We start from the raw sequence: 13,333 nt of genomic DNA, 5'->3' as shown, positions 1-13,333 counted from the left end.
AGCTTGCGCCGCCGGTTCGGCGTCGCAAGTGAGCCAGGCCCGTCCGAGCGGCGGGCCGTTGGCTTTTTGGGAGCCTGGACATGAGCCGTGCCAACCGTACCGACCACATCCGCCTGACCTCCCATCCGGAGCCGGGCCGGAAGGTCGCCTTTCCCATCCATTGGGGCGCCGCTGATGCGCGCGCGCGCGGGCCGATCATCGGTACGGTGTCGCGCGCCGGGGATCGCAACGTGATCGGCAGCCATGGCGGGTCCTACGCGATGTACCGCGCGCTCGCGGTCTCCGCCGGGGCGCTGGACCCGATCAGGCGTCCTGACCTCACCAATACCTTTCCGGCCGCCACCATCGGTCCGTTCGAGCAATGGACCGATCCCACAAAAATCGTCGCGCTCGATCCCTGGGGGCATCTGGTCGCCGAGAATTTTCGCCAGGAGATCGCCGAGGGCGCGGACATCCGCCCGAGCATCGCGGTGACGCGCGCGCGGCTCGACCTGCCGGAGATTCGCGATGCGCTCGCCGCAAAGCGGCTGCGCGCCGATGGCGAGGTCGTGCACGCCAATGGCAGCGTATCGGTGGTGAAGATCGCGATCGATCCGGTGTGGTACCTGCCGGGCCTTGCGGCGCGCTTCGGCACCGGGGAGACCGAGCTGCGGCGCACGCTGTTCGAGCAGACCGCCGGCATGTTCCCGGAGCTGGTGACGCGCCCGGACATGAAGGTGTTCCTGCCGCCGATCGGCGGCACCACGGTCTACCTGTTCGGCGACGTGACGAAACTGCCGGACCATCGCACCAGGATCACCTGCCGCGTGCATGACGAGTGCAACGGGTCCGATGTGTTCGGCTCCGACATCTGCACCTGCCGGCCCTATCTGATCCACGGCATCGAGGAATCCGCGCGCGGCGCGCAGGAGGGCGGGCTCGGGCTCGTCGTCTACAACCGCAAAGAAGGCCGCGCGCTCGGTGAGGTCACCAAATTCCTGGTCTACAATGCGCGCAAGCGGCAGGAGGACGGGGATGCGGCCGCCGCTTATTTCGAGCGCACCGAGTGCGTGGCTGGCGTCCAGGACGCGCGCTTCCAGCAATTGATGCCGGATACGATCCACTGGCTCGGCCTCAAGCGCATTGACCGCTTCCTGTCGATGAGCGACATGAAATACGACGCGTTGACCTCGCAAGGCATCGACATCGTCGAGCGTGTGCCGATCCCGCTGGAGCTGATTCCCGCCGACGCCCATGTCGAGATCGCCGCCAAGAAGGCCGCGGGCTACTACTCGACCGACATCGCACCGGAAAAGGACATGAACGGCGTGGTCGGGCGTTCGCTGGAAAAATACTGATCGCGATGGCGGACGCTTTGGAATCGCAGGCACGCGCGCTGCTCACCGCAAAGGCGGTGCGCGCGCGCGCCGGGCAGATGCTCGAGCTCGGCCTTGCCGGCGGGCTCACCCATTTCACGGTCGATCTCGACCGCATCGATGGCGTTGCCGATGCCGTGCTCGCGGTGACCCGTAAAGCCTATCCGACGCTTGACATTCCCTTCCATGCGCGCTGGCGGCACTTCGTGCTCGGCGGCGTCGACCGCTGGGCCCGGCTTGCCGATGCTGCGTCCTGGCCGGATCGCGCGGCGCAAGCGCGCGCCGAGTTCGACCTCGCCATCGTCAGCGTGCTGCTCGATGCCGGCGCCGGCGCAGCTTGGCGCTATCGCGACAGCGTGACGGGAGCAGACGTAGGGCGATCGGAAGGGCTCGCGATCGCGAGCCTCGACATGTTCGCGAGCGGGCTGTTTTCGCGCGATGCGCGTGCGCCGTTCAGGGCCGATGCGGAGGTGCTTGAAAGACTGCCTCTTGGCTCACTCACCTCCGCCTTTCAGGTGACCGAGGCCAATCCGCTGCTCGGCCTGGAGGGACGCACCGACCTGCTGCGGCGTCTGGGCAGGCAGGTCTCGGAGCGTGCGGACGTGTTCGGCTTGCACGATACGCCGCGGCCGGGCGGGCTGTTCGATCATATCGCAGCGCATGCGATCGGCGGCGCCGTCGCTGCGCCCGCGATCCTGTCCGCGGTGCTGAACCGGCTCGGGCCGATCTGGCCGTCGCGACTTGAGCTTGCGGGCGTGCCGCTCGGCGATTGCTGGCGACATCCGGCGATCAAGGCGGACGACGGCACGGCAGGCCTCGTGCCGCTGCACAAGCTGTCGCAATGGCTGAGCTATTCGCTGATCGAGCCGCTGCAGCGCGCCGGCTTTGAGGTGACCGACATCGATGGCCTGACCGGGCTCGCCGAATACCGCAACGGCGGTCTGTTCGTCGATCATGACGTGCTGCGCCTGCGCGATGCCGCCGATGCCGCGCGTGCGCATGAAGTGGATTCGCTGCTCGTCGTGGAGTGGCGCGCGCTGACAATTGCATTGCTCGACAGGTTGGCGGAGCGCATTCGCGCCAAGCTCGGCCGCACCCCTCGGACCTTGCCGCTTGCGAGCATCCTCGAAGGCGGCACGTGGGCGGCGGGCCGCGCCATCGCATTTGCACGCCGTCCCGATGGATCGCCGCCGCTCAAGGTGATCAGCGACGGCACGGTGTTTTAAACCCTCTCCCCTTGTGGGAGAGGGTGGCTTCGCGAAGCGAAGCCGGGTGAGGGGTTGTCGCCGCGGGCACATCTCTCAGTTGGAGTTCGCGGAGAGATACCCCTCATCCGGCGCTTCGCGCCACCTTCTCCCACAAGGGGAGAAGGGAAAAGCAAGAGCATCTCATCATGGAAGGCGTCACGATCGTCGATCATCCGCTGGTGCAGCACAAGCTGACGCTGGTGCGGGACAAGTCCATCTCGACCAAGTCGTTCCGCGAGCTGATCAAGGAGATCGGCATGTTGCTGTGCTATGAGGTGACGCGCGACCTGCCGCTCACCGACACCGTGATCGAGACGCCGCTGGCGACGATGCACTCGGCCAAGATCGCCGGCAAGAAGCTGGTATTCGTGCCGATGCTGCGCGCCGGCACCACCTTCGTCGACGGCATGATGGATCTGGTGCCGACCGCGCGCGTCGCCCATATCGGGCTCTACCGCGAGCCGCACAGCTTTGCCGCGGTGGAGTATTTCTTCAAATCGCCGTCTGACCTCAGCGAGCGCCTCGCCATCGTGGTGACGCCGGTGGTCGCCACCGCCAACACCGCCGTCGCCGCCATCGACCGGCTGAAGGAGCGCGGCGCCAGGGACATCCGCCTCGCCTGCCTGATCGCCGCCCCGGAGGGGCTCGAACGGCTGCGCGGATTCCACCCGGACGTGCCGATCTGGACGGCGGCGGTGGACGAAGGGCTCGACGACAACGGGTTCATCCTGCCGGGCCTCGGCGATGCCGGCGACCGCGCCTACGGAACGCGGTAAGTGCTGGGCGCGTTTTAGGAACAGCTTCCACCGCGCGAGGTTCTCCTGCACCAACAGGGAGAGCACGATGACCTATCAGAATGATGACCCCAGGACTGACCGTGCGCGCCGCAACAGCCCGGTGGGCTGGGCGGTCGGCGCGATCTTCGTGATCGCCGTGGTCGCGGCCGTCTTCTTCTACAATGGTCGCGAGTTCGGTCCCCAGACCACGACCTCGAACCCGAACACGGCGCCGAACGTCACTACCGGATCGAATCCACCTGCTGCGCCGGGGAAGTGATGCGCTAGGAGCGGGCCGTCACACCTTCCCGCTGCCGCAAATGCCCTTCAGTGCCTGCCACTCCTTGTCGGTCAGCAGCGCCGGGCCGCTGGCGGGCCGGTCCTCCTTCGTCATGCGCGCGAGGCGGTCCTCGGTCAGCGGATGGCTGGCGAGGATATTCGTCAGGCCGGAGCCGCCCTCTTTGCCGGTGATGCGGAACATCAGCTGGGCCGCGGGCTTCGGCGACCGGCCGAGCGCATGCATGATCTCGATCGCGAAAGTGTCGGCGCCGGTCTCGGCTTCGCGCGAATAGGACGCTTCGACCAGGCTGCGCGAGGCGAAGATCACGGCCGAGGAGCCGGTGATGTCGCCGAACAAGAGGCCGATCAGGAACGAGGTGCCGCCGTTGTAGATCAGGCCGCGCATGTTGTCGTAATGCTTGAGATGGCCGAGCTCGTGGGCGAGGATGCCGGCGAGCTCGTCGGGACTTTCGGCCTTGTCGAGCAGGCCCTTCAGCACGAACACCTTGCCGCCGGGCAGCGCGAAGGCATTCGGTATCGAGCTCGGCAGCACGCCGGCCGTCATTGTGTCGTCGAGGCCGGCCGCATCGCGCAGGCGGTTGACGAGCTTAGTGAACGCGGCCTTGCCCGCGGGGTCTTCGCACACGCCGCGGCCGAAGATGGTCTTCATCTGCACTTCGGCGGCATCGCCGATGCGCCGTTCCACGGATTTCGGCACCAGCGGCGCGAGTCGGTCGGCGGCGAGCGGCACGCCGAACAGGACGACGCAGACGATGGAGACGGCGGCGGCAACCGACCAGCCCACGATTTTCGCGACGCCGCTGCGCGTCGTCCGGTGCTCGTCGAGGCGCGTGCAGCGCGCGGCTACGTCCGCGGCGAGCACGGCATCGCGGATCTCCAGCCGCGCCAGAGGCGGTGCGGACGTCGCAGCCAGGCGCAGGATTCCGGGGGGACTGTCGGCGCGGCGAACGTCGGCATAGGCCCAGCGAACAGGCGTTGCGCCGTCCTCGGCGATCTCGAGCGCATCACTGAGCGTCAGCGTCACCTGCCGTCTGCGGCTCGACACGCCGTCGAAGAAGATGGTCGGCCTCTCCGACTGCGCCGGGGTCTCGGCAAACACGTCACTCACAGCTCAGAATCCCGCGACATCGAGTCCGTCGGCAAAGCCTTCGCCGAGCGCGCCGGCAAGCTGACCGCTGCCGCGCACGTCCGCCGCGGCCCAGATGTTGTGCACCTCGACGGTCTCCAGCACCTTGGCCCAAAGATCGCGTTGAAGATAGACCCGCATGACGATGTTGATGGCAAGAGCGAGCGCGAAATAGCCGATCACCATCATCGCCACCATCGGGATGCTCTTCGTCGCATTGTCGCCGGCGAAGATCTCCTCGGCGGAAACGCCGGTGAGCGAGACGACCAGGAAGGCGCTGCCGCCCATATAGGCTGCGAACGCGACCGTGAGCAGCATCCACCAGCCGATCACTTTCCAATACAGGCCGTAGAAGGCATCATGAGGCAATTCCGAGGACAGGCTGACGCCACCGATGCGGATGCCGTCGAGCCACCAGCGCCATTCGCGCGCCTTGAACTCGGCGTAGAAGAACGGTGCGAGCGGGAAGATGAGGAGCGCGATCGGGCTGAGCAGCCAGAGCCACCAGCCGCGCTTGAAGAAGGTCCAGCCGTCGGCGTCGAAATCGCCGCGGAGATCGCCGTAATGGGTGTGCCGCATCTTATAGCGTTCGAGCGCCGCCGCGCGCCAGGGCAGCGCGAGACCGAGCGTCAGGAGCACCAGCAAGCCCCATAGCATGGCGCGAAACGCGTAAGCCCAGCCGGAGCCGTCCATCCAGAAGCGGACGCCGCGCCAGACCGTGCGGGTCAGGCGGTAGCGCCGCGCGCGAAAAATCGCGAACTGGCCGAAGGCGTAGAAGGCGATGAATAGCGGCGTCGAGGCAAAGGCCTGCCAGCGCTCGAACTCGATGCCAATGAGAAAATAGGCGAGATAGATCGGCACCAGGATCGCGAGCGCGAACAGGAAGCCGACCAGGAGCTCCTTGGCCCGTCCGGTGTATTCGGCCGCATCGCCATCGATCGCGGTGTGCGTCCACAGATGACGGCGGATGTCGGTGACGAGCCAAAACCGGTAGAAGCCGAAGGTCACGAGCTCGAGCATGGCACCCTTGGTGACCATTTTGCGGAACTCGGAGCGGCTGCCGGAGAAATCGACCCGCGTCGCCGGCAGCGGCGGGGGCAAGGGTTCGGACCCGATCGGGGTCCATTGCATGTCGTTCACGGCGGCAACCTCGGGATGCGGATCTGTTCCGGCCAAACTATAGATCAGAGGTTAGTCGATCCCCAAGATGAGCGGGTTCGATTTAGCTCGATTCCAGCGGGTTTCTCGCACGATTCTCTGTCGTTCGGCGTGCGGGAGGTCACGTTCTCGTGGCGTCGTGACGATCGTGCAACGCGCTCGTGAAGGCTGGATGTGGCAAAACTCTCCCTTGCCCCGGCGCAGACAACCGGCTGTAATTGCAAATCAAATACCGCAGCGCAGAATTCAACGACGCGCGGTTCATATTCAGGGAGAACGGTCATGCATGGGACCATCGAAAGCGCGGCCAAGCTCGACGACTTGCGCGAGCGCGCGATGTCGCTGACGCTGGAGCAGTTCGATCCCGGCGACCCCGAATTGTTCAGGACCGATACGTTCTGGCCCTATTTCGATCGGCTGCGCCGCGAGGATCCCGTGCATTACTGCAAGGACTCGATGTTCGGGCCGTACTGGTCGGTGACGCGCTACAACGACATCATGGAGATCGAGACCAACCATGCGGTGTTCTCCTCGGCCTCCGCGCTCGGCGGCATCACCATCCGCGACATCGATCCGGATCTACGCCGTGAGAGCTTCATTTCGATGGACCCGCCGCGCCATGCCGCCCAGCGCAAGACCGTGGCGCCGATGTTCACGCCGACGCATCTGGACAATCTCGCCATCAACATCCGCAAGCGCTCGGCCGAGTGCCTGGACAACCTTCCCCGCGGCGAGGTGTTCGACTGGGTCGATCGCGTCTCGATCGAGCTCACCACGCAGATGCTGGCGGTGCTGTTCGACTTCCCCTGGGAGGATCGCCGCAAGCTGACGCGCTGGTCCGACGTCGCCACCACGATTCCCGGCCCGGACGGTCTCGTCGCCACCGAGGACGAGCGGATGGCCGAACTCGCCGAATGCGCGGCCTATTTCTCGAGGCTGTGGAAGGAGCGCATCGAACAGCCGCCGAAGAGCGACCTATTGTCGATGATGGCGCATGGCACTGCTACGCGCGACATGGATGCGAAGAACTTCCTCGGCAATCTTATCCTCCTGATCGTCGGCGGCAACGACACCACGCGCAACACCATGTCGGGCTCGCTTCTCGCGCTGAGCCAGCATCCGGAGCAATATCGCAAGCTGCGCGAGAACCCTGACCTGCTCGACAGTTTCGTGCCGGAGGTGATCCGCTGGCAGACGCCGCTCGCACATATGCGCCGCACGGCGCTGTCCGATTTCGAGTTCCGCGGCAAGCAGATCAAGAAGGGTGACAAGGTCGTGATGTGGTACGTCTCGGGTAACCGCGACGAGGACGTGATCGACAGGCCCTACGAGTTCATCATCGACCGCGCCCGCCCGCGTACGCACCTCTCCTTCGGCTTCGGCATCCATCGCTGCGTCGGCCTGCGGCTCGCCGAGCTCCAGCTCAAGATTATTTGGGAGGAAATTCTCAAGCGGTTCGACCATATTGATGTGCTCGGCGAACCCACCCGGGTCTATTCGAGTTTTGTAAAGGGTATCGAAACGCTGCCGGTGAAGATTGCTGCGTGAGTCGAACGCAACGGAGCCACGATCATGAACATCCAAGCGCCGGTTAAAGTGGACAAGGCCGAACGCATGCGGAAGGCGCGCGAGGAGGCCTATGCGACGCCGTTGTCGCAATTCCACCCCGGCGCGCCCCGGCTGTTCCAGGACAACACGCTGTGGCCCTGGTTCGAGCGGCTGCGCAACGAAGAGCCGGTGCATTACTGCACCAACGCGCCGATCGAGCCGTACTGGTCGGTGGTGAAGTACAACGACATCATGCATGTCGACACCAATCACGGCATCTTCTCCTCGGACTCCAAGCTCGGCGGCATCTCGATCCGCGACGTGCCGGAAGGCTACGACTATCCGAGCTTCATCGCGATGGATCAGCCCCGGCATTCGGCGCAGCGCAAGACGGTGTCGCCGATGTTCACCCCTCAGCATCTGGACGAGCTGGCAAAGCTGATCCGCCAGCGCTCGCAGACCGTGCTGGACAATCTGCCGCGCAACGAGACGTTCAACTTCGTCGAGCGCGTCTCCATCGAGCTGACCACGCAGATGCTGGCGACCCTGTTCGACTTCCCCTGGGAGGAGCGGCGCAAGTTGACGCGCTGGTCCGACGTTTCCACCGCGCTGCCCAAGAGCGGCATCGTCGCCAGCGCCGAAGAGCGCCGCCGCGAGATGGACGAGTGCTACGCCTACATGTCCAAGCTCTGGAACGAGCGTGTCAACTCCGCGCCGCGCAACGACCTGTTGTCGCTGATGGCCCACAACGAGGCCACGCGCCACATGGACCCCGACAACCTCATGGGCAACATCATCCTGCTCATCGTCGGCGGCAACGACACCACGCGCAACACCATGACCGGCTCGGTGCTGGCGCTGAACGAGAACCCGGAGCAATACGACAAGCTGCGCGCCAATCCGGAGCTGATCGATTCCATGGTGCCGGAGGTGATCCGCTGGCAGACGCCGCTGGCGCATATGCGTCGCACCGCGCTTGCCGATACCGAGATCGGCGGCAAGCACATCAGGAAGGGCGACCGGGTCGTGATGTGGTACGTCTCCGGCAATCGCGACGAGGAGATGTTCGACAAGCCGAACGAGTTCATCATCGACCGCCCCCGCCCGCGCACGCACCTCTCCTTCGGCTTCGGCATCCACCGCTGCGTCGGCATGCGCCTCGCCGAGCTGCAGCTCAAGATCGTCTGGGAGGAGATGCTGAAGCGCTTCGACCGCATCGAGGTGGTCGGCGAGCCCAAGCGGATCTATTCGAGCTTCATCAAGGGATATGAGACGCTGCCGGTGCGGATTCCGGGCTGAGCTCTCTCCTACCGTCATTGCGAGGAGCGAAGCGACGAAGCAATCCAGACTGTCACCGCGGAGGGATTTCTGGATTGCTTCGCTGCGCTCGCATGACGGGGTCCTGGACACACCTGCTCGTCACGCCCGCACCGGCAGGCACGGCACTCCCCAGCTATAAAATTCCGGCATGACAGCTCGCGCCAGATGCGAAGGCACGACCGCGCGCGGCTGTTCTACGACACGCCATCTAACTCAGCCGGATGTCCCACACGCTTTCCTTGCGGCAGGCGGCGACTTCCTCGCGCAGCAGCGCGGTGATGGCGAGCGAGGCCGTCGAGGCCGGGCGGTCGATTGGAGAGGCAAAGATGAGCTCGCGCGTCATCGGCTTGGATACGGGGGCGGTTTCCAGCCGCCCGTCCGCGACCTCGCCGTGGACCGAGGACGGCGGCAGCAGCGCGAAGCCGAGGCCCTCCTCGACCAGGCTCGTCAGCACGCGAAACGAATCCGCCTCCAGTTGGACGTCGAGCTTGATCTTGCGCTGGGCCGCGGCGTGCTCGATCAGCGCGCGGAGGCCGTGGGAATGAGAGGGCAGCACCAGGCGTTGCCGCAGCAGCCAGCCGATGTCGACGCTCTTCTTGCGCGCCAAGCCGCAGCCGCGCGGACCTACCGCGACGATGTTGTCGCGCCCCAGGCTCTGCACGTTGAGATGCAGGTCGGCCGAGCGGCCGTAGAGGATGGCGAGATCCATCTCGCCGCGATGCAGCCATTCGACCAGATGCCCGCTGTAGCTCTCGACGATGCGCAGCGAGATGCCGGGAAATTTTTCGACACAGCGCCGTGCAAAGCGCGCCGACAGCACGCAGCTCACGGTCGGAACCAGGCCGAGCACGACCTGGCCGGACGGCGGCCCCTTGGCCGACTGGATGTCGTCGCGGATCTGGTCGATCTGCCGCACGATGCCGGAGGTGCGTGCGAGCAGCAGGCGGCCGGCCTCGGTCAGCACCATGCCGCGGCCGTTGCGCGTGAAGAGTTCGGTGCGCAGCTCGTGTTCCAGGAGCTTGATCTGCCTGGAGAGCGCCGGCTGCGCCACGCGCAAGGTGTCGGAGGCCTTGGACAGGCTGCCGAGCTCCGCCACGCAACTGAAGGTCCTGAGTTGCCGGAAATCCATGCTTGCCAATCCTGGAAGGCTACTTCATACGCTATAACAAATGAGCATAGGGGGCGGGCATTGTTTTCACAACGCCCGTGGGTTGGCCGGCGTTATCTTTAACTGCCGCTGAGAATTGGAAACGCCATGAGTCAAGAACACCACGCCGAAGATTACGCCGACATCCGCGAGGCCGTAGCCAAGCTCTGCGCGCAGTTCCCCGGCGAATATTGGCGCAAGCTCGACCGCGAGATGGCCTACCCCAAGGCGTTCGTCGATGCGCTGACCGAGGCCGGCTATCTCTCGGTGCTGATCCCCGAGGAATATGGCGGCGCGGGCCTGAAGCTGTCGGCGGCCGCGGCGATCCTGGAAGAGATCCAGCGCGCGGGCTGCAACGGCGGCGGCTGCCATGCCCAGATGTACACGATGGGCACGGTGCTCAGGCACGGCAATGCCGAGCAGAAGGCAAAATACCTGCCGAAAATCGCGAGCGGCGAGTTGCGCCTGCAGGCGTTCGGCGTCACCGAGCCGACCAGCGGCACCGACACCTCCTCGCTGAAGACGTTCGCGCGCAAGGACGGCAACGACAGCTACATCGTCAACGGCCAGAAGATCTGGACCAGCCGCGCCGAGCATTCCGATCTGATGGTGCTGCTGGCGCGCACCACCCCGAAGGACCAGGTCAAGAAGCGCACCGACGGCCTGTCGGTGTTCATCGTCGACATGCGCGAGGCCAAGAACAACGGCCTCGAGATCCGCCCGATCCGCACCATGATGAACCACGCCACCACCGAAGTGTTCTTCACCGACATGAGGGTGCCGGCGGAGAACCTGATCGGCGAGGAAGGCAAGGGCTTTCGCTACATCCTCTCCGGCATGAATGCCGAGCGCATCCTGATCGCGGCCGAATGCGTCGGCGACGCCAAGTGGTTCATCGCGAAGGCGACGAACTACGCCAAGGAGCGCGCCGTGTTCGGCCGGCCGATCGGCCAGAATCAAGGCATCCAGTTTCCGATCGCAAAAGCCTACGCCTCGATGCGCGCGGCCGAGCTGATGGTGAAGGAAGCCACGCGCAAATACGAGGCCGGGCTCGATTGCGGCGCGGAGGCCAACATGGCCAAGATGCTGGCGGCGGATGCGTCCTGGGAAGCGGCGAACGCCTGCATCCAGACCCATGGCGGGTTCGGCTTTGCCGAGGAATACGACGTCGAGCGCAAGTTCCGCGAGACGCGGCTCTACCAGGTGGCGCCGATCTCGACCAACCTCGTGCTGTCCTTCGTCGCCGAGCACGTGCTCGGCATGCCGCGCTCGTACTGAGGCCGCAGCCATGGGAGCACTTGACGGGATCAGGGTGATTGCGGTCGAGCAGGCGGTGGCGGCGCCGTTCTGCTCCTCGCGCCTGGCGGATGCCGGCGCGGAGGTAATCAAGATCGAGCGGCCCGAAGGCGATTTCGCCCGCGGCTATGACGCTGCGGCCAAGGGCCAGAGCAGCTATTTCGTCTGGCTCAATCGCGGCAAGCAATCGGCGGTGGTCGATCTCACCACGAAGGAAGGCCGCGCCGAGCTGGAGAAGCTGATCGCGAGTGCCGACGTGCTGATCCAGAACCTGAAACCCGGCTCGATGGACAAGCTCGGCTTCTCGCGCGAGCGGCTCTTGAAGGACTATCCCAAGCTGATCTCGTGCACCATCACCGGCTATGGTGACGAAGGTCCCTATGCTCATCGCAAGGCCTATGATCTGCTGATCCAGGCCGAGAGCGGCCTCGCCTCGATCACCGGCAATCCCGACGGCGCCTCGCGCGTCGGCATGTCGATCGTGGACGTCGCGACCGGCGCCACCGCGCATGCCGCAATCCTGGAGGCACTGATCGCGCGCGGGCGCACCGGCAAGGGCGCCGACATCCGCATCTCCATGTTCGACGTGATGGCGGACTGGTGCACCGTGCCGCTGCTCAACGCCGAAGCCGGCAATCCGCCCAAGCGCATGGGCCTGCGCCATCCCTCGATCGCGCCTTACGGCGTGTTCACCTCCAAGGACGGCAAGGACATCCTGATCTCGATCCAGAGCGAACGCGAGTGGAAGACGCTGTGCGCGAAGGTGCTGGATCAGCCGGACCTGCCGGCCGATCCCCGCGTCGCCAACATGGTCGAGCGCGTGCGCAACCGCGACTTCACCGACGCGACGGTGGCCGACATCTTCGGCAGGATGACGCGCGACGAGCTGTTGAAGCGGCTGTCGGACGCGGACATCGCATTCGCCGAGGTCAACACCATGGCCGACCTCGCCAACCATCCGCATCTGCGTCGTATCGAGGTCGACACGCCGAACGGCCGCGTCAGCTATCCCGCGCCGGCGCCGATCATCGTCGGCGAGACGCGCAGCTACGGCGCCGTGCCCGCGATCGGCGAGCGTCCCCAGTCCAAATAAAGAGAGCGAGGCGTCATGACCGAGAAGCTCGATATCGATCATCTCAGGCAATGGATCGGCCGCAGCCAGGAGGCCACCGACATCGTCACCGCGCAGCTTGTGAAGGGCCTGCGCGCGACATTGTTCCAGGAGGTCGGCGAGCCCAAGACGGGCGATGCTGCGCCGTTCACGGTGCATTGGTGCCTGGCGCAGCCGGTGTTCCCGATGTCGATGCTCGGGCCCGACGGCCACCCGACCCGCGGCGGCTTCCTGCCGCCGGTGCCGCTGCCGCGCCGGATGTGGGCCGGCGGCGAGATCGAGTTCTTGCAGCCCTTGCGCGTCGGCGATGAATCGACGCGGACTTCGCGCATTGCCGACGTGCAGGTGAAATCAGGATCGACCGGCACGCTGTGCTTCGTCTCGGTCGAGCATAGCATCTCCTCGCCGAGGGGCACGGCGATCCGCGAGCGGCAGGACATCGTCTATCGCGAGATGACCGGCGGCGCGCCGGCTGGCGGCAAGGCGTCGCCTCCGCCGCCGCAGGCGCAGCATCGCGAAACGCATGTGTCCGATCCCGTGCTGCTGTTCCGCTACTCCGCGCTGACCTTCAACGGCCACCGCATCCATTACGACCGCGACTACGTCACTGAGGTCGAGGGCTATCCGGGCCTGATCTTCCACGGTCCACTACAGGCAGCGCTGATCGTCGAGATGGCGGCCAAGCTTCGTGGCGGCAAGGCGCCGAAGAAGTTTTCGTATCGCGGCGTGCAGCCGCTATTCGAAGGCACGGAGTTCTCGGTCAACGCCAACGAGACTGAGGCGGGCATGGAGCTGTGGACCGCGAACGCGGAGGGGCAGCCGACGATGAAGGGCACGGCGGTGTGGTGAGCCACCACTGTTTCTTCCCGTCATTGCGAGCGTAGCGAAGCAATCCAGAATCCCTCCGCGGAGATAATCTGGATTGCTTCGTCGCTTCGCTCCTCGCAAT

12 protein-coding genes are annotated in these 13,333 nt (G+C 65.4%); 9 read left to right on the top strand and 3 right to left on the bottom strand.

Features of this window, described 5'->3' with window-relative positions; all coding sequences use genetic code 11:
* The first annotated feature begins 80 nt into the window (after positions 1-80).
* From I6F37_RS14795 to I6F37_RS14780, 4 genes are all read left to right on the top strand, one after another.
* On the top strand, positions 81-1,337 hold the full coding sequence (locus tag I6F37_RS14795; RefSeq protein WP_225151774.1) for a GTP cyclohydrolase II: 1,257 nt from the start codon (positions 81-83) through the stop codon (positions 1,335-1,337).
* Positions 1,338-1,342: 5 nt separating this feature from the next.
* Entirely contained in the window at positions 1,343-2,581 is a 1,239-nt protein-coding gene (locus I6F37_RS14790; protein WP_225134813.1) for a URC4/urg3 family protein, read from the top strand.
* 167 nt (positions 2,582-2,748) lie between these two features.
* Positions 2,749-3,378, top strand: coding sequence for a uracil phosphoribosyltransferase (gene upp / locus I6F37_RS14785; RefSeq protein WP_225151772.1), 630 nt, complete (start codon positions 2,749-2,751; stop codon positions 3,376-3,378).
* A 67-nt stretch (positions 3,379-3,445) separates the two neighbouring features.
* Positions 3,446-3,658, top strand: a complete 213-nt coding sequence (locus tag I6F37_RS14780; RefSeq protein WP_225151770.1) for a hypothetical protein — start codon at positions 3,446-3,448, stop codon at positions 3,656-3,658.
* Positions 3,659-3,676: 18 nt separating this feature from the next.
* On the opposite strand, the gene I6F37_RS14775 is transcribed toward I6F37_RS14780, so the two are convergent.
* Positions 3,677-4,786, bottom strand: a complete 1,110-nt coding sequence (locus tag I6F37_RS14775) for a M48 family metallopeptidase (RefSeq protein ID WP_225151769.1) — start codon at positions 4,784-4,786, stop codon at positions 3,677-3,679.
* 3 nt (positions 4,787-4,789) lie between these two features.
* Complete coding sequence (locus I6F37_RS14770; RefSeq protein ID WP_225127147.1) at positions 4,790-5,935, bottom strand: DUF898 domain-containing protein; 1,146 nt, start codon at positions 5,933-5,935, stop codon at positions 4,790-4,792.
* A 309-nt stretch (positions 5,936-6,244) separates the two neighbouring features.
* Between I6F37_RS14770 and I6F37_RS14765 the strand changes: the two genes are divergently transcribed.
* Both I6F37_RS14765 and I6F37_RS14760 read left to right on the top strand, forming a co-directional pair.
* The gene (locus I6F37_RS14765; protein ID WP_225151767.1) at positions 6,245-7,510 is read left to right on the top strand and encodes a cytochrome P450; all 1,266 of its coding nucleotides are present in this window, start codon (positions 6,245-6,247) and stop codon (positions 7,508-7,510) included.
* Between the two features lie 24 nt (positions 7,511-7,534).
* Positions 7,535-8,809: a cytochrome P450 gene (locus I6F37_RS14760; RefSeq protein ID WP_225151765.1), complete on the top strand. Its 1,275-nt coding sequence runs from the start codon at positions 7,535-7,537 to the stop codon at positions 8,807-8,809.
* A 229-nt stretch (positions 8,810-9,038) separates the two neighbouring features.
* On the opposite strand, the gene I6F37_RS14755 is transcribed toward I6F37_RS14760, so the two are convergent.
* A complete protein-coding gene (locus I6F37_RS14755) occupies positions 9,039-9,959 on the bottom strand; it encodes a LysR substrate-binding domain-containing protein (protein ID WP_109145224.1) in 921 nt (306 codons plus the stop codon).
* Between the two features lie 126 nt (positions 9,960-10,085).
* Between I6F37_RS14755 and I6F37_RS14750 the strand changes: the two genes are divergently transcribed.
* The 3 genes from I6F37_RS14750 to I6F37_RS14740 are packed head-to-tail and all read left to right on the top strand — an operon-like array spanning position 10,086 to position 13,233.
* Positions 10,086-11,255: an acyl-CoA dehydrogenase family protein gene (locus tag I6F37_RS14750; RefSeq protein ID WP_036028627.1), complete on the top strand. Its 1,170-nt coding sequence runs from the start codon at positions 10,086-10,088 to the stop codon at positions 11,253-11,255.
* Between the two features lie 10 nt (positions 11,256-11,265).
* Positions 11,266-12,366 carry a CaiB/BaiF CoA-transferase family protein gene (locus I6F37_RS14745; protein WP_036028624.1) on the top strand — a complete coding sequence of 367 codons (1,101 nt, stop codon included), beginning with the start codon at positions 11,266-11,268 and terminating at the stop codon, positions 12,364-12,366.
* A gap of 15 nt (positions 12,367-12,381) precedes the next feature.
* On the top strand, positions 12,382-13,233 hold the full coding sequence (locus I6F37_RS14740; protein WP_074447725.1) for a MaoC family dehydratase N-terminal domain-containing protein: 852 nt from the start codon (positions 12,382-12,384) through the stop codon (positions 13,231-13,233).
* Positions 13,234-13,333 lie beyond the last annotated feature (100 nt).

The organism is Bradyrhizobium sp. NBAIM08 (assembly GCF_020193935.1).
Lineage (GTDB): Bacteria > Pseudomonadota > Alphaproteobacteria > Rhizobiales > Xanthobacteraceae > Bradyrhizobium > Bradyrhizobium yuanmingense.
Note: the sequence above shows the minus strand (reverse complement) of the source record. Positions and strands in the feature narration are given on the sequence as shown.